Annotated in this window: 17 protein-coding genes; 13 read left to right on the top strand and 4 right to left on the bottom strand. The window is 62.3% G+C overall.

Annotation, left to right across the window (positions count from 1 at the left end; genetic code table 11):
* Positions 1-125: 125 nt before the first annotated feature.
* The 5 genes from BRA1253DRAFT_RS08185 (at position 126) to BRA1253DRAFT_RS08165 (ending at position 7,640) form a co-directional block, all read left to right on the top strand.
* Complete coding sequence (locus tag BRA1253DRAFT_RS08185; protein WP_007592969.1) at positions 126-791, top strand: YoaK family protein; 666 nt, start codon at positions 126-128, stop codon at positions 789-791.
* Positions 791-2,497: a SulP family inorganic anion transporter gene (locus tag BRA1253DRAFT_RS08180; RefSeq protein WP_007592968.1), complete on the top strand. Its 1,707-nt coding sequence runs from the start codon at positions 791-793 to the stop codon at positions 2,495-2,497. Before BRA1253DRAFT_RS08185 ends, BRA1253DRAFT_RS08180 begins: the two co-directional genes overlap by 1 nt.
* Before the next feature lie 205 nt (positions 2,498-2,702).
* Entirely contained in the window at positions 2,703-5,456 is a 2,754-nt protein-coding gene (locus BRA1253DRAFT_RS08175; protein WP_007592967.1) for a decarboxylase, read from the top strand.
* Between the two features lie 14 nt (positions 5,457-5,470).
* Positions 5,471-7,171: an aspartate:alanine exchanger family transporter gene (locus BRA1253DRAFT_RS08170; protein ID WP_007592966.1), complete on the top strand. Its 1,701-nt coding sequence runs from the start codon at positions 5,471-5,473 to the stop codon at positions 7,169-7,171.
* Positions 7,172-7,202: 31 nt separating this feature from the next.
* A complete protein-coding gene (locus tag BRA1253DRAFT_RS08165; RefSeq protein WP_007592965.1) occupies positions 7,203-7,640 on the top strand; it encodes a hypothetical protein in 438 nt (145 codons plus the stop codon).
* A gap of 55 nt (positions 7,641-7,695) precedes the next feature.
* Here BRA1253DRAFT_RS08165 and BRA1253DRAFT_RS44365 read toward each other — a convergent pair whose 3' ends face one another.
* The 3 genes from BRA1253DRAFT_RS44365 to BRA1253DRAFT_RS08150 form a co-directional block, all read right to left on the bottom strand.
* A complete protein-coding gene (locus BRA1253DRAFT_RS44365; RefSeq protein WP_198288233.1) occupies positions 7,696-7,974 on the bottom strand; it encodes a hypothetical protein in 279 nt (92 codons plus the stop codon).
* 376 nt (positions 7,975-8,350) lie between these two features.
* A complete protein-coding gene (gene ppk2 / locus BRA1253DRAFT_RS08155; RefSeq protein ID WP_007592959.1) occupies positions 8,351-9,151 on the bottom strand; it encodes a polyphosphate kinase 2 in 801 nt (266 codons plus the stop codon).
* Positions 9,152-9,187: 36 nt separating this feature from the next.
* The gene (locus BRA1253DRAFT_RS08150; protein WP_007592957.1) at positions 9,188-9,640 is read right to left on the bottom strand and encodes a hypothetical protein; all 453 of its coding nucleotides are present in this window, start codon (positions 9,638-9,640) and stop codon (positions 9,188-9,190) included.
* Positions 9,641-9,821: 181 nt separating this feature from the next.
* Here BRA1253DRAFT_RS08150 and BRA1253DRAFT_RS08145 point away from each other — a divergent pair, with 181 nt between their 5' ends.
* The 6 genes from BRA1253DRAFT_RS08145 (at position 9,822) to BRA1253DRAFT_RS08120 (ending at position 16,712) form a co-directional block, all read left to right on the top strand.
* Complete coding sequence (locus tag BRA1253DRAFT_RS08145) at positions 9,822-10,232, top strand: hypothetical protein (protein ID WP_007592955.1); 411 nt, start codon at positions 9,822-9,824, stop codon at positions 10,230-10,232.
* Positions 10,225-11,457, top strand: a complete 1,233-nt coding sequence (locus tag BRA1253DRAFT_RS08140; protein WP_007592953.1) for an HlyD family secretion protein — start codon at positions 10,225-10,227, stop codon at positions 11,455-11,457. Before BRA1253DRAFT_RS08145 ends, BRA1253DRAFT_RS08140 begins: the two co-directional genes overlap by 8 nt.
* Positions 11,458-11,570: 113 nt before the next feature.
* Positions 11,571-12,914, top strand: a complete 1,344-nt coding sequence (locus BRA1253DRAFT_RS08135) for a TAXI family TRAP transporter solute-binding subunit (RefSeq protein WP_007592951.1) — start codon at positions 11,571-11,573, stop codon at positions 12,912-12,914.
* A 59-nt stretch (positions 12,915-12,973) separates the two neighbouring features.
* Positions 12,974-14,056 (top strand): ABC transporter substrate-binding protein, encoded by a 1,083-nt coding sequence (locus tag BRA1253DRAFT_RS08130; protein ID WP_245285884.1) that lies wholly within the window; start codon positions 12,974-12,976, stop codon positions 14,054-14,056.
* 104 nt (positions 14,057-14,160) lie between these two features.
* Positions 14,161-15,798, top strand: a complete 1,638-nt coding sequence (locus BRA1253DRAFT_RS08125) for a DUF3300 domain-containing protein (protein ID WP_007592947.1) — start codon at positions 14,161-14,163, stop codon at positions 15,796-15,798.
* On the top strand, positions 15,795-16,712 hold the full coding sequence (locus BRA1253DRAFT_RS08120) for a DUF2950 domain-containing protein (protein ID WP_007592946.1): 918 nt from the start codon (positions 15,795-15,797) through the stop codon (positions 16,710-16,712). Before BRA1253DRAFT_RS08125 ends, BRA1253DRAFT_RS08120 begins: the two co-directional genes overlap by 4 nt.
* 113 nt (positions 16,713-16,825) lie before the next feature.
* On the opposite strand, the gene BRA1253DRAFT_RS08115 is transcribed toward BRA1253DRAFT_RS08120, so the two are convergent.
* Positions 16,826-18,520 carry an MASE4 domain-containing protein gene (locus tag BRA1253DRAFT_RS08115; protein WP_007592943.1) on the bottom strand — a complete coding sequence of 565 codons (1,695 nt, stop codon included), beginning with the start codon at positions 18,518-18,520 and terminating at the stop codon, positions 16,826-16,828.
* A 1,233-nt stretch (positions 18,521-19,753) separates the two neighbouring features.
* On the opposite strand from BRA1253DRAFT_RS08115, the gene BRA1253DRAFT_RS45105 reads away from it, so the two are divergent.
* A complete protein-coding gene (locus tag BRA1253DRAFT_RS45105; protein ID WP_083869813.1) occupies positions 19,754-19,948 on the top strand; it encodes a hypothetical protein in 195 nt (64 codons plus the stop codon).
* A complete protein-coding gene (locus BRA1253DRAFT_RS08110; protein ID WP_007592940.1) occupies positions 19,920-20,372 on the top strand; it encodes a hypothetical protein in 453 nt (150 codons plus the stop codon). The genes BRA1253DRAFT_RS45105 and BRA1253DRAFT_RS08110 overlap by 29 nt, the downstream gene beginning before the upstream one ends.
* Positions 20,373-20,375 lie beyond the last annotated feature (3 nt).

The raw sequence follows: 20,375 nt of genomic DNA, 5'->3' as shown, positions 1-20,375 counted from the left end.
CCCTCCAGCGATTTGTGCTAAATCTGGTTCGTCAAACCTGGCGATGCTTGATTCAGATCAACCCCTGCCGGGGGTTAACCCGCTCCGTGTTGAGCCGCAGGATTTGACGTGGGGACCTGAGCACGATGGATACCGCCGTTGCTTCGTCGATACGCCGCGACGAAACGGCGCCGATTGCGCTGCTGCTTGCCTTCGCCGGCGGCTATATCGACGCCTATACGTGGATCATCCACGGCGTGATGGCCAATGCCCAGACCGCAAACCTTGTGCTGTTGTGGGTTTATGGCTCGATCGGAAATTGGACGAAGGCGCTGCACTTCGTCCCGCCGATCCTTGCATTCGCCGCCGGTATTCTGGTCGCTGCATGGCTGCGCCGGGCGACCGGAGGGCGCGCCAGCGCGATCGGTACACTGATCGAAATCCTGCTGCTGGTCACCATCGCCATCCTGCACAATCGCCTGCCGGATCTCGCGGGAACGCTTGGCATTTCCTTCGTCGCCGCCGTACAGAGCGCGGTCTTCACGAGGGTCGAGGGCGCGCTCTACAGCTCCGTCATGATCACGGGCAACATGCGGCAGGCGATTGAAGGGCTGTTCGCTGCGGCCTCCGGCAATGGGACGCTCCGTCCCCCCGGCATTTTCGCCACGTTATGCGTCGCCTTTGGTCTAGGGGCGGCTGTGGGCGCCTTCGCGACCAAGCAAATCCCGAATCTGGCGCTCGGTCTTCCCGTGATCGCACTGCTGGTCGTGCTGTTGCTCTGCGAAGTCTCAAGCGAGGAGGGCAGGCTCTGATGTCTTCCGGGCGGAAATGGCGCTGGATCTTCCTGTTTCCGCCCGCAACCTGGTTGGCGCGGTATCACCGCGCCTGGCTGCGTTCGGACGCCATCGCCGGCATCACGCTCGCGGCCTACGCCATTCCGGTGTCGCTGGCCTATGCCACGCTGGCGGGCCTGCCGCCCCAAATCGGCATCTACGGCTACATGCTCGGCGGCGTCGGCTATGCGCTGCTGGGGTCGTCGCGCCAGCTTGCAATCGGTCCGACCTCGGCGATCTCGCTGATGATTGCGGCGACCGTCGGGACGCTGGCCGGCGGAGACGCGGCGAAATACGCCGAGATCGCGAGCCTAGCCGCCTGTGCGGTAGCGCTGCTTTGTCTGATCGCGTGGCTGTTCAAGCTCAGCGTTCTCGTCCGCCTGGTGAGCGACAGTATCCTGGTCGGTTTCAAGGCCGGTGCGGGACTCACCATCATGATGAGCCAGTTGCCGAGCCTGTTCGGCGTCGCCGGAGGCGGTCACAATTTCTTCGATCGCGCCATCAAGCTCGCCGGCCAGCTCGGCGGCGTCAATTGGCTGGTTCTGGCGATCGGAGCCATCGCGCTCTTGTTCCTGCTGGTGGGAGAGCGGCGGCTGCCGGGAAGGCCGGTCGGGCTCACGATCATGGCGCTATCGATCATGCTGGCGACACTGCTTGGCTTTCCGTCGCTTGGCGTGCCGGTGACCGGCAAAATTCCGGAGGGATTGCCGGCGTTTGGATTACCCAGCTTTGGTCTATTGGAGCCCGACGAGCTCTTCCCGCTGGCCGCGGGATGCGTGCTGCTGGCCTATATCGAAGGCGTCTCCGCCGCACGCAGCTTTGCTGCCAAGCACGGCTATGCCCTCGATGTCCGGCAGGAGCTTTTGGGGCTCGGCGCGGCGAACCTCGTCACCGCCTTCGGCCACGGCTATCCCGTGGCCGGCGGGCTGTCGCAGTCTGCGGTCAACGACAATGCCGGGGCGCGCACGCCGTTGGCCCTGGTGATCTGCTCGGCGGCGCTTGCGCTGTGCCTGCTGTTCTTCACGGGGCTTTTGACGAACCTGCCCAAGGCGGTCCTGGCGGCGATCGTTTTTGCCGCCGTCTACAGGCTGGTGGACATCCGCGCGCTGTTGCGAATGTGGCAAGTCAGCCGCATCGACTTTTATGCCGCGGCGATTGCCCTCCTGTCAGTGTTGCTCCTGGGCATCCTGCAGGGCGTCTTGCTGGCGGCCGTCGCGTCGATCTTCCTGCTCCTGGCGCGAGCCTCGCGTCCGAATGTTGCTTTCCTCGGCCGGCTGCCCGGTACCGGCCGCTATTCCGACAATGCGAGGCACGAGGGCGTCGAGCCATTGGTCGGCATCATCGCGTTTCGACCCGAAGCCTCGCTGCTCTACATCAATGCCGAAACGATCCTGGAGACAGTGTTAGGCACCTTGCCGCTGTCGGCCGGCGTCAAGCTCGTTGTCTGTGATCTGTCGGCCGCGCCCTACATCGATCTGGCCGGCGCGCGCATGCTGCACGATCTCTATGACGAACTCGCCTCCCGGAATATCACCTTCCGCATCGTCGGCGCGCACGCACAATTACGCGATCTGCTGCGGGCTGAAGGCTTGGCGGAAAAGACCGACAGCAGGACGTGGCTTCGTTCGGTTGACAGCGTACTCGGGGAAACCATGACCGGGCAATCATCTGATCCCAATCCATAAGATACGCCCGACCTATGGGCGGGCCGGCTCTGACGCGATCTCACCATCATCCTCAATCGGTCACGCGGTAGCGCCTTGGACGATGTCCGCATCGCAAATTGTTCCGGGCCTCTTCAAGGCGCTCGACCCTTGACTTGGATCAATGGGCCGAGGTGAGCGGGCATCACGATCCCGGCCGAGACGTCGCAAAGATCCGGAGAGAGACATGTCCAAGGACGCCAAGGCTACAGAAAAGCGCATCGATCAGTTCATTTCCGGGCCCGGCGGACGGGCGGATGATTGGCGCGATCTGGTGGAGGCAGCGAAGGCATGGGCGCGCGGCGGTGACCGCACGAAGTACGATGCGGCGCTGGCGGATCTCTCCGTGATAGAGGAGTTTCACGGCTATCCGGGGCTGCAGTTGATGGCGGCTTTGCGGGAAGCGGCCTCGGCCGGGGATGCGGCGGGTTCACTTGCTCTCGCGACGCGCATCACGCAGGCGTTGATGACGAGATCTTTCCGCCAGCTTGCCGGCGACTGGAATGCCAAGGACGACGGCAACGGTGATGCGCCCGAGCTTGTGCCGTCAACTTTCGGATCGCATGAGGGCCATCGACCCTATTTCGAGACACTGATCGTCACCGGCCTTTCGTCCAACCATTGGCCGGCGCTCGCCGCCGAATGGCGCAAGTTGCGCCGTCCGGTCGATTCTTTCGTCTATGAGCCGGTGATCGTCGGTAGTCTTGAAGACGCCTTCTGCGCGACGATGCTCAACCCCAATATCGCCGCCGTCGTCATCAACGAAGGGTTCGGCCTGCGCTCGCGCCACGATGCGCCGATACTCCGCACCATGACCGCCGCCGCGGGCATCAAGGACGAGGCGGACGCGTCCGCGCTCCGGCTGGCGCACGTCATCAAGCGGGTACGTCCCGAGCTCGACATCTACCTGATGTCGAATCGCGACGTGGAGGCAATGGCGGGGAACCCCGAAGCCAATGTGGTTCGGCGGATATTTTACTCCATCGAAGAGCTCCTCGAGCTGCATCTCTCCATCCTCGAAGGGATCCAGGATCGCTTCGACACACCGTTCTTCGACAATCTCAAGAAATACGCGCAACGCCCGATCGGGACGTTTCATGCGCTACCGATCGCTCGCGGCAAATCTGTCTTCAGGTCGGACTGGATCCGCGATATGGGCGAATTCTACGGGCTGAACCTGTTCCTGGCCGAGAGCAGCGCGACCACCGGCGGTCTCGACAGTTTGCTGGAGCCGACGGGCACCATCAAGAGAGCGCAAGATAAGGCGGCACGCGCGCTCGGCGCCGATCGCGTGTTCTTCGTGACCAACGGCACCTCGACATCCAACAAGATGGCGGTGCAGGCGCTGCTCGGGCCAGGCGACATCGCGATCGTGGATCGTAACTGCCACAAGTCGCACCATTACGGCATGGTTCTGGCCGGTGCTCAGCCCATCTACGTCGAAGCGTTCCCGATGACCGAATATTCGATGTATGGCGCGGTGCCGCTGAAGACCATCAAGCAGGCCCTGCTGAATGCCAGAGCCGACGGCCGCCTGGACCGCGTCAAGATGCTTGACCTGACCAACTGCACCTTCGACGGCCACATCTACAACACCCGCCGGGTGATGGAGGAATGTCTCGCGATCAAGCCAGATTTGATCTTCCTGTGGGACGAAGCCTGGTTCGGCTTCGCGCGCTTCTCTCCGTTCCTGCGGCGACGGACCGCGATGGGCGCCGCCAACGAGATCGAGACCTGGATGCATGATCCGAAATCGGTCGCGGCTTACGAGAAGCAGCAGGCCGACCTCGGCAAGACCCCCTCGGACGAGGTGCTGCTCAAGACTCGTCTGATCCCGGATCCGCGTCAGATCCGCCTGCGCGTCTACCAGACCAACTCGACCCACAAGTCGATGTCGGCGATCCGGCAGGGCTCGATGCTGTCGGTCAAGGACGTCGAATTCCACACCGTCGAGCAGCAGTTCAAGGAGGCGGTGTTCACGCACGCGTCGACCAGCCCGAACCAGCAGCTCATCGCCAGCCTCGATGTCTCGCGGCGCCAGATGGAGCTTGAGGGCTACGGTCTCGTCGCCAACGCGATCGAAATTGCGTTCGCGATCCGCAAAGCGGTCAACAGCAATCCGCTGATCTCGAAATACTTCCGGATTCTCGGTGCGGACGCGATGGTGCCGGCGCAATATCGCCAGAGCGGCTTCACCGACTATCTCGCAACAGGCATGAACTGGGCGAGCGTCCTGAAGAGCCTGGACGACGACGAGTTCTGCCTCGACCCGACCCGGATGACGTTGGTCTGCGGCACCGCCGGCTACGACGGTACGCAGTTCAAGGGCATCCTGGCCAACGACTACAACATCCAGATCAACAAGACATCGCGCAATTCTGTGTTGTTCCAGTCCAACATCAACAATACCCGCAGCGACGTCGCGCATCTGGTGAGGGTGCTGGCCGAGATCGCGGGAGAGGTCGACCGCGGGTTGGTTCAGGGCGGCGCCAATGCGAAGAAGACCTTCGAGGCGCGCGTCAAGAGCCTGATGACCGATGTGCCCGACTTGCCGAACTTCTCGCAGTTCCACGACAGTTTCCGTGGCGATGCCGGCACCAGGACCAACGAGGGCGACATTCGTAGCGGCTTCTACTCGGCCTATGACGCAGCGGGATGCGAATATATCCGGCTCGGCGATTCCGAGATCGACCGTCGTCTCAAGGCCGGTCCCGACCTCGTCTCCGCCAGTTTCGTGATCCCGTATCCGCCGGGCTTCCCGATCATGGTGCCGGGGCAGGTCATCACCCAGGAAACCATCGACTTCATGCGCAAGCTCGATGTGAAGGAAATCCACGGCTACGACGCCAAGGAAGGGCTGAAGCTCGTACGTGCCGAAGCCCTGGCGAAGATTGGGCGGCCCAAGCCCGGCGCCGCGCCGAAGCTGAAGGCGGCATCGTAATAAAGGGGACGGATATGCAGAGCTTTTTCACGTTCTTGCAGCAGAACCCGTTTCTGTTGCTGTTCTTCGTCGTTGGGCTCGCCGTCTGGATCGGCCGGGCCAGCATCAAGGGTTACGGCCTCGGCATGGTCGCCGGCGCCATCGTGGTGGGCGCAGCCCTTTCGGTTTGGGCGTCGGTCTACGGCGTGAAGCTTGAGCTGAACGCGTTCGCCAAGAGCCTGTTCTACTATTTGTTCATGTATGGCGTCGGCTTACGTGTGGGACCGTCCTTCATCAACAGCCTGAAGGGCGATGGTCTCAAGTTCTGCATCCTGGCGCTGGTGTCGAGCGTTCTCGGTCTTGCGCTTGTCGTTATGCTTTCGAAGCTCTTTGCGCTGCCGATCGGCGCTGCCGGCGGCATGCTGGCGGGATCGCAGACCATGTCGGCCGCGATTGGCTCGGCTGAGCAGGCCATCACCTCGGGCGTCGTGAAGCTTCCCGAAGGCATGAAGCCCGAAGACGCGTCGGGCATGATCGCGCTGTCCTACGGCATCACTTATATCTGGGGCACCGTTGGCATCATCCTAATCTGCAAATATCTGCCGCGCTGGTGGGGCGTCGACGCCAAGGCCGCAGCCAAGCAGTACGAGCAGGAGTTTGGCGTCAAGGACCTCGAGGGTGGTGGCCTGACCGGTTACCGGCAGTTCGGCCTGCGTGCCTACCGGCTGGATAATCCGGCCCAGGTCGGCATGAGCATTGCCAAATTCCGCACGATGAATCCCGAATACCGCATCGTCAATGTGGCGCGCCGAGGAGAACCGCTGGGTGCCGACCCCGAACTCGTTCTGCAAAAGGGCGACGTCGTCGCGCTCGGCGGCTCGACCGAGCATCTCACCGACAAGATGGGCCTGCTCGGTCCGGAGGTTGCCGACGCCAAGGCACTCGGTATTCCCATGGATCAGGCGGACATCCTCGTCACCAACAAGGAGATAGCCGGACGGACCTTTGAATCCTTCCGCGATACGGCCATCGCCGGCCAGCTGCAGGTCACCAAGGTGGAACGTGGCGGCGTGCAGATTCCGGCCGGTCTCAAGACCGAGTTGCAGCGGATGGACATCGTCTCGGTGGTCGGCATCAAGTCGGCTGTCAACGAGCTCGGCGACATGTGGGGACGCATTGCGCGGACCAACACCTCGACCGATCTGTTGACGCTCGCCTCAGGCATGATCATCGGCTTCCTGATCGGCATGATCGAATTTCCGGCCTTCGGCGCCAAGATCGGCCTCGGCAATGCCGGCGGTCTGTTGCTGTCCGGCGTGATCGTCTCATCGCTGGTCTCGCGACTGCGCTTCTTCGGCAATACGCCGAACGCGGCGCGCAACGTGCTGGAGGATCTCGGCCTCGTGGTCTTCGTCGCCATCGTCGGCATCAATGCCGGCGCCGGGTTGTTGGCGCAGCTCACGGGTGCGGTCGCGTTGAAGATCTTCGTCGCCGGCTTCATTGCCTGCACGATTCCGCCGTTCATCGTCTGGGCGATCGGCTTCCACGTCTTCAAGATCAACCCGGCCGTGTTGATGGGCGGCGTTGCCGGTGCGCGATCTCACTCCGGGCCGTGCCGTGAGGCCGCGGTGGAAATCCAGAGCTCCGTGCCCTGGATTGGGTTCCCGGTCGGGTACGCGGTGTCCGGCATTCTGCTCACCGTGTTCGGCTACTTCGCAATGATCCTGGCTCAATAGCTCGGCGTCACAACCAGAGGAAATAAGACTCATGAGAAAAGTCGCTATCTATGCCGCCCTGGTCGCTTCGCTGGCAGGCGTCGCCGGCTTCAGCACGCCGTCGCGGGCAGAGACCGGCCAGGTCGCCGTTGTCTTCACCAAGGGCGGTTTCATCGTTGGCGTCGGTGGCGGCGAGGGCGTTCTGCTGTATCGCGGCCACAAATATCCCTTCACCGTCTCGGGTATGAGCGTCGGCTTCACGATCGGCGCTTCGACCACCAAGCTGGTCGGTCGCGCCCTCAACCTGAGGGGGCCGGAGTCGATCGAAGGCTCCTACGCTGTCGGCGGTGCGGGCGGTGCTATCGCTGCCGGCGCAGGTGCCGTTCAGCTCCAAAACGGCAACGGCGTGATTCTGCAGCTTAGCGGACCGAAGGTCGGTGCGGAGCTGTCGGCCGCTGTGGGGGGCGTGACGATAGCTTTGAAGCGGTAGAGCGGCACTCGCGCCGCTCTAGCTGAATGACGGCTGCTTCTCTCATGCACGTAAGTCAGGGAAGCGGCGGCAAATCAGCGCCAGGTTCGGATGCCAGCCGCGTTTCGCGAGGCATCGTCGAAAAGCGGATCACGGTACCCATATCGAGGGAGGACATGCCATGCTTCGTTATCTTCTGGCTCTTGTTGCGGCCGTCGTTCTTCTCACGGCAATGCTCATTCCCGATGATGCCTATGCCCGCCGCGGAGGTGGCGGTGGTGGCTATCGCGGAGGTGGAGGGGGCATGCGCGCCGGAGGTTTCCATGGCGGTGGCTATCGTGGCGGCGCCGTTCACGCGGGGCGGATCCATGGCGGAGGCGGACGCCATTACGCAGGAGGTCCGCGGCCAAGCCATCCGATCGCCGGTCGTCCTGGCCGTCCAGGTTACCCCGTTGCGGGCCGTCCCGGCCGTCCCGTCGCCGGTTATCCCGGAGGCTATCCGCGATATGGCTATCGAGGCGCGGCTTACGGCGCTGCTGCCGTCGGTGCGGCCGCCGCGGGCGCCTACGGATACTACAACAACAACAACGGTTGTTATCAGGATACGTACGGCAACTGGGTCTGTCCCAACCAGTACCCGTATTGAAAGAATGCGCTGCTGACGGACCCAGCGGACCGTCAGCAGCGCGGTCAAGGATCAGACCGCACCGGCAGTGCGTTCGATCACCTCGTCAATAACGTTCGGCGACGAAGTTCATCCCGCGCAGGACCGCTTGGTCATTGTAGCGTCCTTTGTCGGAGCGCTTCGGCAGCTTCACCTTGTCCTTCTTGATCCGCTTGTGCGGGATAGCCTCCAGGATGTGCGCGATACAGTTCAGCCGCGCCCGCCGCTTGTCATCGGAACGAATGATGTACCAAGGCGCGTCCTTCGTGTTCGTTTTCTTGAGCATCAGGTCGCGCGCGCGCGAATAATCATACCAGCGCTTGAAGGATTCGAGGTCCATCGGGCTCAGCTTCCATTGCCGCACCGGATCGTCGATGCGGGCGTTGAAGCGGCGCTCCTGCTCCTCCATCCCGACCTCGAGCCAGATCTTGATCAGGATGATGCCGCCGTCGATGGCGTACTTTTCCATCTGCGGGCAGAGCGACAGGAAACGATCGTGCTCGGCGGGCGAGCAGAATCCCATGACATATTCGACGCCGGCGCGATTGTACCAGCTGCGGTCGAAGATCACGATCTCGCCCCCGGCCGGAAACTGCTTCATGTAGCGCTGGAAGAAAAGCTGGGTCTTTTCGCGATCCGATGGCGCAGGCAGCGCCACCACGCGAAACACGCGCGGGCTGACCTTTTCTGTGATCGCCTTGATCGTGCCGCCCTTGCCGGCCGCGTCGCGTCCTTCGAACAGGACGATGACTCGAAGCTTGTTTTCCCTCACATAATCCTGGAGATGGCAAAGCTCGATCTGGAGCTTTTCGAGCTCCTTCTCGTAGTCCTTGCGCTTCATCCGCTCTGAGGCTTCGTCCTTTGCCATGCCGCTCCGCCTTCTCTTAACTCGGCCGAAACGTGATCAGTCGCCCCAGGAAATGATGACGCCGATGTCGCCGGGCACGCCGCCAGGAAAATCGATGACCTGATAGCCGATGCGATAGCCGCGAGGCTTGAGGTATTCGGTCCAGAGTTCGAAGATCTCTTTTGGAATTCCGGTCAGCGTTTTCTCCCAGCCCGCCTCCATCTGGTTGATTGCGCGGCCCTTGTCGGTGCACAGGGTGTTCGGGAAGCGATAGACCTGCACTTCGGTCAGGCCGTTGCGAACCGCGCGCTGGATGATGGTCGAGGCGAGCTTGATTTTCTCCTCCTCGGATTTGCCGGACGGTTTGCTCAGCCGTTCGATCAGAGCGCGTTTCTCGGCTTCGGCCGCGGCGGCGAGGCGAACATATTCCTCGGCCTTTCTGGCTTCCTCGAGCGCAGCTTCCTTGCGAATATGCAGTGCGTTGGGAATGAGCTCATCGATGCCGGGCATGATTGGGGCGTTCCTGGCTTGCTGTGGGGTCGGCGTCAGGGCTAAGCTAGGTTTCGCGCCGTTCGGACCTTTGATTCATATCAAGCAATTTTCCCACCTGCGCGGCCACGGTAACGAGCCGGCGCGCAGACCGCCCTGATCCCTTCCGTGGAGGCGACCATTGAGCGAGCAACTTCATCCGATGGCCCCGCATCATCTGCCGTTCTATCTCGCGCCGGGAAGCGGCACGGACGTGCTGATGGTGGTGATGGGGATCTTCCTGATCGGCACCGTACTCTGGGTTGGCACGCTCTATTGGAAGCTGCACAGCCTGCCCGAACGGATGGCGCACAAGTCACAGAAGCTACAGTTCGAGATCGTGGCCGTGCTGGGCATCATCTCGCTCTTTACGCACATGCACATTTTCTGGGTGGCCGGCCTTCTGCTCGCGATGATCGACTTGCCAGATTTCGGCACGCCGCTGCGGAGTATCGCAGGCTCGGTTGAGAGGATCGCTGACGCCGCGCCCGGCGAGGGTCGCGAGCCAGAACTCCCCAGCTTGCCGCCGGTCGAGAAGCCGATCGTCAAGGGGAAGGAGCACAGCCATGTTTGAGCTCATGTTCTGCTCCATCCTGACCATCCTGCCGGACTACCTTTACCGACGTTATGCCCAAGGCAAACGGTTCGGCAAGGAAATCACCTTCTTTTCCATCTGGTACGAATTGCGATGGGGTATCACCGGCTGCTTGATGCTGACGATTTCGCTGATCACGATGATCTTCTACTTTCACCCGTCAACGACCTCGGCCGCGCTCTATTTTCGGACGGTCCCCATCCTTCCTGAAGGCTCCGGCCGCGTCGCGGAAGTCAATGTCGGCTACAGCGAGGCAGTGAAGAAAGGCGACGTGCTGTTCAGGTTGGACAGTTCGAAGCAGAAGGCCGCCTTGGAGACGGCCACGCGCAAGATCGCCGAGGTCGACGCCGCGATGACAAGCGCCGAAAACGACGTGGTCAAGGCCGAAGCGCAGATCCAGGAAGCCAAGGCCAGCCTTCAGCAGGCCAAGGACGAGCTGGACGTCAAGACGGAGCTGCAGCGCCGCAATCCCGGTATCGTCCCGCAACGCGATATCGAGAAATTACAGGTCGTGGTCAACCAGCGGCAGGCTGGTGTGGACTCGGCCACCGCGTCCAAGACGTCGGCGATGTTGCGGCTTTCAACGCTGTTGCCGGCTGAAAAAGCGAGCGGCCAGGCGGCGTTGGCTGAAGCGCAGGTCGATCTCGACAAGACCTTCGTTCGCGCCGGCGTCGACGGTCGGGTCGAGCAGTTCCTCGTTCGGACGGGCGATCTCGTTGCCCAGATCATGCGACCCGCCGGCGTGTTGATACCGGCGGATGCCGGCAGGGGTAGGCTGCAGGCCGGGTTTGGACAGATTGAAGCGGGGGTGGTGAAGGTAGGGATGGTCGCAGAAGCGACCTGCATCTCCAAGCCATGGGTGATCATTCCGCTCCTTGTCACCGATGTGCAGGATTACATCGCCGCCGGCCAGGTGCAGGCTGGCCAGGAATTGATTGAAGCTCAGAATGCACGTAAGCCGGGTTCGATACTCGCCTTCCTGGAGCCGCTGTACAAGGGCGGCCTCGACGGCGTGACGCCGGGCAGCAGTTGCATCGTCAATGCCTACACCAGCAATCACGAGGAGATCTCGGCCAAGGAGACCGGTACAGGCCGGGCAATTGCCTTGCACGTCGTCGATGGTGTCGGCCTCGTGCACGCCATGCTCTTGCGAATTCAGGCGCTGCTGCTGCCGATCAAGACGCTGGTGCTCAGCGGGCACTGACCGGCATCGCTTTGGCTTGAATCGCATTTCGGTTCAGCGATGCGCCTCAGTTGAGCCGGTCTGGCGTCATGAGCCAGTCCGACCAGTCAGCGCATATTCACTGTGAGCGCCACATGGTCCCCGCAAAAATGCCGATCTGGCTTCGTTCCTTCATTGTCGCCAGCGCTGTCGTGCTCGTGCTTGGAGCTGGCCTGTTCGGCTACCGGTGGTATTCTCGCCCCACGACGCTGACCATCGCCGTCGGATCGCTGGACGGTGAGGCCGCGCGTCTGGTCTCGGCACTGGCGAGCCGGCTTGCCGTGGTGAACGCCCCGGTCCGGCTCAGACTGGTGGAAACGACCAACGCGGTTGATGCTGCCGAGCAGTTTGCGGCGGAAAAGGTCGAGCTTGCTGTCGTCCGGGGCGACGTCGGCGACCTATCGCAGGCGCAGGCTATCGTGGTTCTCGCCCACGCCGTTGTCCTGCTGGTTGCGCCGCCGGGCTCCTCCATTACCGAAATCGCTGGTCTGAAGCGCACCAGCGTCGGCGTGATCGGCGGCGAGATGAATCGCAAGCTCATCGACGTTCTGAGCGACGAATACGGTCTGGGACGTGCCAATGTGACGTTCCGCAATCTCCAGCCGGCCGATGCGCGGCGTGCACTCGATGCGAAGGAGGTGCGGGCGATCCTGGTCGTCGTTCCTCTTGCCGAAAAATATCTTGCTCTGTTACGCGGCCTTTTTCTGCAGACGCCCAAGACCGCGCCGGTTCTGCTTCCGATCGATGCGGCCGGTGCCCTCGCGGAGAAGCAGCGCGCCTATGAAAGCTTCGATGTCCCGAAGGGCACGCTGCGCGGTTCGCCGCCTATCCCGAGCGAGGATCTGACCACGTTGCGGGTCTCTTTCTACGTGGTCGCGCGAAAGCAGCTCAGCGCTGAGGTGGCCGGCAGCCTCGCCGACGCCCTGATGAAGGCACGCAGGGATCTGCTGGGGGAATTGCCGATACTCTCTCAAATGACCGCGCCGAGCACGGATTCGGACGCCTTCCTCCCGGTTCATCCTGGCGCCGCAGCATTCTACAACGGAACGCAGCAGAGCTTTCTGGACGAATGGGGAAACATCATCTTTCTCGCGCCCATGATTTTGGGCGGCCTCATCTCGGTGCTGGCCGCGGCCTGGAAATTCCTTCAGGTGCGTGATCCCTCTAAGGATGAACGGGGCCTGGACTCGCTGTATGCGCTGGGCGCGCGGATACGCAGGACGGAGGCGGAGGCCGAACTGTCCGATATCGAGGTCGAGATCGACCGGGTGCTCCAGGGCCAGCGCGCCAAGGCCGCTGCAGGAGACGAGAATGCGCTCGATGTCACGACATTGAATGTCGCTGCGCATCGTCTTCAGAGCCTGATTCACGACCGTCGGATCCTGCTGTCCGCGCACGGACATGAGCAAGCGCTCGGTCAGCCAGTTGACCGCACCTGACGGTGGTCACTCCAGACCAAGTCGAATCACGGCCGACCCCAAGCTCAGCGACCTTGATCTTGATCAAACCCTCCGGCCGCCAACCCCGTTTCCTTCAGCAATCGCGTCATGCGAAGGGTGCGGGACATCAGGGGGATAGCGGACGGGCAATGAAGCGCCGTGAGTTCATGGCCGTGATCGGGGCTGCAGTTGCTTGTCCGGTTTTCGCGCGCGCTCAGGATGGGGCACCGCGGCCGATGCCGTCGGTCGGCGTGCTGACTGGCAATTTGGTGGGCGATGGCGGCGCACAGATGCGCGTCAATGCCTTTCAGCAGGGTCTCGCCGACCTCGGCTGGATCGCCAATCAGAACTACCGACTCGATGTGCGCTGGCCGGGCTCCAATCCGACATGGCAGGAACGTGAAGCTCGCGAACTTGTTGCCACCGGACCCGACGTGCTGTTTGCGACCAGCACGGCGACGACACGGGCGCTGCGGGCTGCAACGCAGATCATTCCGATCATCTTTGTCGGGCTCTCGGATCCGGTCGGGACAGGCCTCGTCGTCGATCTGGCAAGGCCGACCAGCAATCTTACCGGCTTCTCGCTTTACGAGCATGCTATGAGCGGGAAATGGCTGAGCTTGTTAAAGGACTTGGTACCCAGCATGAGCAGTGCGATGCTTCTGTACAATCCCGAGACCGCACCATACGCGCCGCTTTATCTTCAGGCCGCACACCAGGTGGAAAATCGCCTCCGCATGACGGTTACCGGCGCCTCCGTCCGCAGCGGCGCCGAGATCGCGGGGGTCATCGAGACGGCGGCGCGGAATGGTAGCGGGCTCGTCGTGCTGCCGGATGGCGGTTTCTTCAGTACTCAGAGCGCAATGGCAATCCCGTTGCTGGCCCAGCGCCGCGTGCCGGCGATCTTCGCCGTCCGCTTCTATGCTGTGAATGGCGGGCTGATGTCTTATGGCGCCGACCTGACGCAACAGTTTCGGGACGGCGCTGGCTATGTCGCTCGCATCCTTCGCGGCGCCGAGGTCCGCAGTCTTCCGGTGCAATTCGCCACGAGGTTTGATCTCGTTATCAACGTGAGAGCCGTCCACGCGCTCGGCCTGGCGATCCCGGAACGATTGCTGATGGAGGCTGAGCTGATCGACTAGCTTGCTCGGGCGTCGCGGGGGACGAGGCAGCGTTTCGTTGATCTCGATCAACAAGCGCCAGCTCTCGGGTCTGATGATCGCCGGACATGTGTATGGAGGATCTGATGTTTTGCTGCGGCAGGACCTTGATGGCGCTTGCGCTCGTGATCGCGATTCCGCTGGCGGCGGCGGCGCAGACCGCAGATAAGGCGCCGGCCTCCAGCCCACCGCAGGCAAATCCCCCCGCGCAAGCCGCAGAGCTTCTGAAACCGGAGCAGCTCGAAGCTCTGGTCGCGCCGATTGCGCTCTATCCCGACGAGTTGCTTGCCAACGTGCTGGCGGCTTCCACCTATCCTCTGGAAGTCGTTCAGGCCGATCGCTGGCTGAAAGAGCGCAAGACTCTGAAGGGTGATGCCCTGAAGACAGAAGTCGAGAAGCAGCCGTGGGATGACAGCATCAAGGCACTGACTTCGACCGCCGAGGTCCTGACCATGATGAGCGACAAGCTCGACTGGACCAAGGCGCTGGGCGACGCCGTGCTGGCACAGCAGCCGGATGTGATGGATGCGGTCCAGCGGCTGCGGACCAAGGCTTATGACAACAAAAAGCTGGTGACCACCAAGCAGCAGAAGGTGAGCGTCAAGACCGAGGAAAGCAGGCAGGTGGTCGTGATCGAGCCGGCGGTTCCCGATGCGATGTACGTGCCGTACTACGAGCCTGCGACGGTCTACGGCGCGTGGCCCTACAACGAGTATCCACCATATTACTTCGGCTACCCATCCTACATCGGCGCAGGCGTCGTCGCGGCGGGTCTCGCCTTCGGCACGGCTTGGGCCATCGGTCGCTGGGGCAATTATTGGGGCGGCGGCTGCAACTGGGGCAACCGCAACGTCTATATCAATCACCGGACCACGAACATCGGAAATGGCTGGCAGCACAATCCCTCGCATCGCCAAGGGGTACGCTACAACAACGCCAACGTTCAGCAGCGCTTCGGCAATAGCAATCTGAAGGCCGGCGCCGCCGACCGGATGGATTTCCGCGGCCGCGACGGACAGCAGAAGCCGGGACAGGATCGGCCTGGTGGCGCAGATCGCGCCGGTGACCGTGCGGGAGATCGCGCTGGCGACCGAGGTGGCGACCGTCAAGGCGCCGGGGATCGCGCCAAGGCGGGAGGCGATCGCGCCAAAGTTGGCGGCGATCGCGCGGGCAAGGCGGGTGGTGCCAAAAACGCGGGCGCCAAGAACGCCGGGACCAAGGGGGGCGGCGGTGCCAAGGCCGCGAACCGAGCTGGCGGCAGCCCACGCGGCGGGAGTGCGCTGAACGTATCGTCTGGCCGCTCGGCGGCCGCAGCATCGGCCCGCGGTCACGCCAGCATGGCGAGCATGGGACCGCGTGGCGGCGGTGGCGGCGCGAGCTTCGCCGGTCGTGGTGGCGGCGGTGGCGGATTCCAGGGCGGTGGTGGCGGCGGCCGGGGCGGTGGCGGCGGCGGGCGCCGCTCCGACATCGTGCTCAAGCACGATGTCGTTTTGCTCGGCTATCTCGCCAACGGGCTTGGTTACTACCGCTTCAGCTATATTGGCAGCGACAAGGCCTATGTCGGGGTCATTGCGCAGGAAGTCGAAGAGGTGAAGCCAGAAGCCGTTACCCGCGGAGCCGATGGTTATCTCCGGGTCTATTACGAGAAGCTCGGTCTAAAATTCCGTACGTATCGGGATTGGCTCGCCGGCGGCGCAACGGTTCCTGCGGAGGTGATGCCATGATGAGCTTTAAGTCGCTTCATCGCGTCGCGCTGCCGGGCATCATGGCGCTGGCGCTCATGAGTTCGCCATCCCGGGCGCAGCAATCTTACCCGACACCGGAGGATGCAGCGGCGGCGCTCGCTGCCGCCGTCAAAAGCGGGCCCGACCGGGCCATCCTGAAAGTCCTCGGCAGCGCTGCCGAGGACATCGTCTCGTCCGGCGACGAAGTCGCCGATGCCGATATCCGGCAACGCTTCACCTCGATGTATGAGGCCAAGCATTCGATCAAGGCGGAGGGCAACAAGAAGGCGACGCTGGTGCTGGGCCCGGACGACTTCCCATTCCCGATCCCGCTCGTCAACACCAGGACCGGCTGGGAATTCGATACCGCCGAAGGCCGCATTGAGGTGCTGTATCGCCGCATCGGCCGCAATGAACTCGACGCGATCCAGACCAGTCTCGCCTTTGTCGATGCCGAGAACGAATACGCCGACAAGGATCGCGGTGAGGGTATTGGCGTGTACGCGCAGCGCATCGTCAGCAGTGCCGGCAAGAAGGATGGACTGTTCTGGCGCGACGACAACGACCAGAGCCCGCTCGGTGCATTGGCGGCGCAGGCTTCGGCCGAAGGCTACAAGCCCGAGGAGGGTGCGGCGCCTTATCACGGCTATTATTTCCGGATCCTGAAGGGGCAGGGGTCGAACGTGCCAGGTGGCGCGCTCAACTATGTGGCCAAGGGCAAGATGATCGGAGGTTTCGCGCTCATCGCCTGGCCTGCCGAGTACGGCAATTCCGGCGTCATGACCTTCCTGGTCAACCATGGGGGCGTTGTCTACCAGAAGGATCTCGGGCCTCGAACCAAAGTCCTCGCCTCCCGTATCACCGCATTCGACCCCGACCAGACCTGGAAGAAGGTCGATGGTGTAAAACCCTGAGCGACTGACGGAGATACTGCGTCTGGCACCCTCGTATCGATCGCCAACCTCAGCACGATCATGATCTCTATGAAGTGAGCGAAATGCGGAACGGTCGTGACGGTCTCGTACCGTCATGGCGCCGAAGCGGGAGCGGAAATTGGAATTTCCAGCTCGAAAATGGAGCCCTTGACGTCCGATTTGATCAGCCTCAGCTTTCCTCCACACCTTGCGGCCAAATTGCAGGAGATAGCCAGCCCCAATCCCATACCGCCTTGTTTCGTCGTGAAGAACGGATCGAAGATGCGCTCTTGATCACGTGGCGAAATGCCGGCGCCCGAATCTTCAATGGACAAATGGACCGTTGTGCCTCCATCAAGACGGGTTTTCATACGCAGCTCTCGTTGATCGGCGGGGACAGAGCTCATTGCGTCAATCGCGTTCTTGCAGAGGTTCAGGAGAATCTGCTGGAGCTCAGTGCCGTCCAGGACGACTGGAGGAATGTTGCCCTGAAACTCCGTCGTTACTGATACGCCGTTGGCCAGGAGATCGTGCCTCAGCAGCCTGCGCGCCAGCTCGGCGACATCCTCGACGTTTGCCGAAGCGCCGCCGTGCGCCGTTTTGATCGTCATCTCGCGAATGCTCGATATGATGTCTGCGGCCCGGCTGCCATCGGCTTCGATGTCACAGAGGATGTTCTCGAGTTCCTCCAGTTCAGGCGAGGTCGCTCGGAGGTGACTGAGCCCTGTCGCAGCATTGAGCGAGATGGCCCCTAACGGCGATCTCAGCTCATGGGCGATCGCACCAGTGACCGCGTCGATGCTGAGAAGCCGGTTCGCTCGTTCGCGTCGCTGCAGGGCGATGACGCTGGCGAGGCGCGAATAGATAAACATCGTTTCGATGAGCAATATGGTCAGCAACATGCAGCTGCCGACCAGAACGAAACCGCGTGCTGCGTACCAACCCACGGTGAATCGAACCGAGCTGCCGATGATCGCCACCAGGAAATTGGGCAGGTAGGCGAGCAAAGTCACCATCAACCAAAGGTCAAGAATGGTGCGCATGCGCGCAAACAGGACGGTGAGAGCAGTCACATTCCAAAGCAAAAGTATCAGGTTGACCTGATTACCGAGAGGCGTCTGATGCCTGACGTCATTCACGTAGAAGCTCGGGAGAAACTCGGCTTTCGCGGTCACCATCCACGTCAGTCCCGCCACCGTGGCGGCGATGCAGCCGAATGCTAACACGATCGCGGCTATCGCAGGTCTGCCTGGTCTGCCGGCGGTGGAACGATCTTTTGTGAATCCGTACACTAGGATCGCTGCGGGAAAAGCCGTGTGCCAAAGCACGTAAAGCCAAGCGGGGCTGTTCAGTCCGTCCCCAATGAGACCCGCGGGAGCGTATCCGTTCGGAAAGGCGAGCGTTTGCAAGAATGCGAACGATCCGCTGAAAACGTATCCGCTTGCGAGTGCAAGAAGTGCCCGCTGAGGCTGGATCGAAAATTGAGCAAACAGCAGGGCTGCCGTGATGAATTCGGCCAAGGCCAACGCGGTCTGCAAGACTGGAACGAAACCATTGATCTGGCCCAATTGGATCCGGGCGAACGGCGCGATGACCGCTGCAAGGACGATGAGCGAGACGGCGACACCCACGGCCCAGGCCTTTTGGCGGGGGGTTGCGGGGATGTTCGCGATGACCAATGGGAATTCTTGCTCATCATCGTAAGCGGGCTCGGCGGCTGCGTTGGCCAATCGCTCGCTCGCTAGCGCAATGCCCGGCTCTGATGCTGTCGCACCGCCGCCAAGTCCCATGAACTTGCGCTGGCTCATGCCGCCTCCGGAGCACCGCGAGACACATCCTACTCGTCTAAACGCCCTCAGTGAAGCGCCTGATTGAGAGGTGGATATAGACTGGGGGCTCCCGCCAATGGTGCGGATGGTGTGCTCCCGATGGACACGCTCCGCGTACGTCGCCAAGAGTGACTCGGATTCCATGCCATGGGGCCCTCCAGTATGAGGCTGCGCATTAAACTAAAGCCGCGGGACTCGTCGAGCGAAACACCCGCCAGCGCCGTCAACCCCTCTTTGCAAAAATATTCCACTTTACCGAAATTCGGTTTTGACGTATGTGTCACTCATCCCGGCTCATCCTTGAGGGGCGATCTTGTGGTCGTCATGTTCGCGAGCCGGGCTTGCGGTGGACGCGGCAGCGTTCGGGTGCGAGTGGCCAAGGGCAGGGCGGATTGCTCTCCGTGAGCCCAAGGCTTCGTTCCGACGAGCGGCGCTGCTAGGCTTCGTCTCGTCTGTAAGTTTCCGGCTCCGTCGACAGGGCTGGAAAAACTGCGGCGAAATGGCGGGCCGTGCGTACGGCAAAACCGTGTGGTCCTGGCCGTCGTTGCTACGGTCAAGCCCTGGCGAATGCGGCATCTGCGTCAACCGGCGCGGTGCCGGTGAATTTCGCGAAGGCGAGGGAGGCCAGCAGGAACTCGGCTCCCGGGAGAGCACGGCATAAGCCGTCCAACCATCGCGCAGGGAAGGCCGAGTGATTGGCACCACCTGTATGCTGCTGTGCGGTTTTCCTGCGCACCATTTTCGCGCAGCGGACCGCGGGTGCGAGGTCAGCACCCGGCCTTCCCTGCGCCCTCTTGGACAAGAGGGTGGAATGACCAAGCAAAGCTCGGGCGATTTGCGCCGCGAGGACGCGAAACTGCGCGGTTTGCTATCACCCATGCTGACTGGCACGCCTAGCGATCCGCTGAAAGACCAGGCCCGGATTGATCCGCCGCAGGCGCGTGATGGTTTTCACGGGGGATCGATCTGGATGATCCGATTCTCGCGATCGACGGAGACAGGTCGTGCGCCGTCGGAATATCCGGCCCGCCCGCTGGCGAGGGAGGTTCCACGACCTCGCGCACAATGCCAGGCAGGAAGGTCGCGCACTCGGCAACCCCGAGACCGCCAGGGTGGTGGGTGGCCAGACCCGTGAATTTCTCAAATCATTAACAATGTTGAATCACAGGCCGGAGCCATTGCTCTACCGTGAACTTTCCGCTGGGGCTTTCCATGATCGATACCGCGACCAAGGCGTTGTTGCGCACCGTTCTCGATGAGGTGTGTGAAGGTGTTCCACGCTGTGAGATCGGCGCCAGGACCCGCGTAGCCTCGAAGCTTCTGGAGACTGCAAGCAGGGGTGACATCTCTGCGGATTGCCTCAAACAAGCGGCCCGCAATGCTCTCTCAGAAGTCCCGACGATGTGACGACGGTCATGTGGGGGCGGGGGTGAATTTCCAAGTGACGGTCCTCAAGATCCTGGTGAGCTACCCGGATGGGTTCGCCGTCATGGAGGATCTCAAGCGGGATATGGCCATTCTAGCGACCAGCGGTCGCGACTGGACCGAGCGCACCCGGCGGCTTGCCGGGCGGGTGCCGGGGCTGGACATCTTTTCGCAAGGGCTGATCGATCGGACAAATGGCGGGTGGCGGATCACGGACAAGGGCCGCGCGGTACTTGATCTGATGGAAGCTCGTCCGGACCAAGCCCCGATTGCCGCCCAACAACCTCCCTCAGAGCCGGAGCTCGCACCGGCGATCTCGCGACACATTCCGGCGGAGAGAGGGCGAGGACGGCTCGCGGCGCGCCGTCGCCGACGCAACGCCCGCAAGCAGGCTCCGGCCTCCTAGCGA

The sequence above is a fragment of the Bradyrhizobium sp. WSM1253 genome, from assembly GCF_000244935.1.
GTDB lineage: Bacteria > Pseudomonadota > Alphaproteobacteria > Rhizobiales > Xanthobacteraceae > Bradyrhizobium > Bradyrhizobium canariense.
Note: the sequence above shows the minus strand (reverse complement) of the source record. Positions and strands in the feature narration are given on the sequence as shown.

What these genes read in the sequence shown, in the direction of transcription:
- BRA1253DRAFT_RS08180 (WP_007592968.1), top strand. Translation starts at nt 791, where the DNA reads ATGTCTTCCGGGCGGAAATGGCGCTGGATCTTCCTGTTTCCGCCCGCA.
- BRA1253DRAFT_RS08165 (WP_007592965.1), top strand. Translation starts at nt 7,203, where the DNA reads ATGAGAAAAGTCGCTATCTATGCCGCCCTGGTCGCTTCGCTGGCAGGC.
- BRA1253DRAFT_RS08185 (WP_007592969.1), top strand. Translation starts at nt 126, where the DNA reads ATGGATACCGCCGTTGCTTCGTCGATACGCCGCGACGAAACGGCGCCG.
- BRA1253DRAFT_RS08120 (WP_007592946.1), top strand. Translation starts at nt 15,795, where the DNA reads ATGATGAGCTTTAAGTCGCTTCATCGCGTCGCGCTGCCGGGCATCATG.
- BRA1253DRAFT_RS45105 (WP_083869813.1), top strand. Translation starts at nt 19,754, where the DNA reads ATGATCGATACCGCGACCAAGGCGTTGTTGCGCACCGTTCTCGATGAG.
- BRA1253DRAFT_RS08175 (WP_007592967.1), top strand. Translation starts at nt 2,703, where the DNA reads ATGTCCAAGGACGCCAAGGCTACAGAAAAGCGCATCGATCAGTTCATT.
- BRA1253DRAFT_RS08150 (WP_007592957.1), bottom strand. Translation starts at nt 9,640, where the DNA reads ATGCCCGGCATCGATGAGCTCATTCCCAACGCACTGCATATTCGCAAG.
- BRA1253DRAFT_RS08110 (WP_007592940.1), top strand. Translation starts at nt 19,920, where the DNA reads ATGCTCTCTCAGAAGTCCCGACGATGTGACGACGGTCATGTGGGGGCG.
- BRA1253DRAFT_RS08125 (WP_007592947.1), top strand. Translation starts at nt 14,161, where the DNA reads ATGTTTTGCTGCGGCAGGACCTTGATGGCGCTTGCGCTCGTGATCGCG.
- BRA1253DRAFT_RS08140 (WP_007592953.1), top strand. Translation starts at nt 10,225, where the DNA reads ATGTTTGAGCTCATGTTCTGCTCCATCCTGACCATCCTGCCGGACTAC.
- BRA1253DRAFT_RS08170 (WP_007592966.1), top strand. Translation starts at nt 5,471, where the DNA reads ATGCAGAGCTTTTTCACGTTCTTGCAGCAGAACCCGTTTCTGTTGCTG.
- BRA1253DRAFT_RS08135 (WP_007592951.1), top strand. Translation starts at nt 11,571, where the DNA reads ATGGTCCCCGCAAAAATGCCGATCTGGCTTCGTTCCTTCATTGTCGCC.
- BRA1253DRAFT_RS08145 (WP_007592955.1), top strand. Translation starts at nt 9,822, where the DNA reads ATGGCCCCGCATCATCTGCCGTTCTATCTCGCGCCGGGAAGCGGCACG.
- ppk2 (WP_007592959.1), bottom strand. Translation starts at nt 9,151, where the DNA reads ATGGCAAAGGACGAAGCCTCAGAGCGGATGAAGCGCAAGGACTACGAG.
- BRA1253DRAFT_RS08115 (WP_007592943.1), bottom strand. Translation starts at nt 18,520, where the DNA reads ATGAGCCAGCGCAAGTTCATGGGACTTGGCGGCGGTGCGACAGCATCA.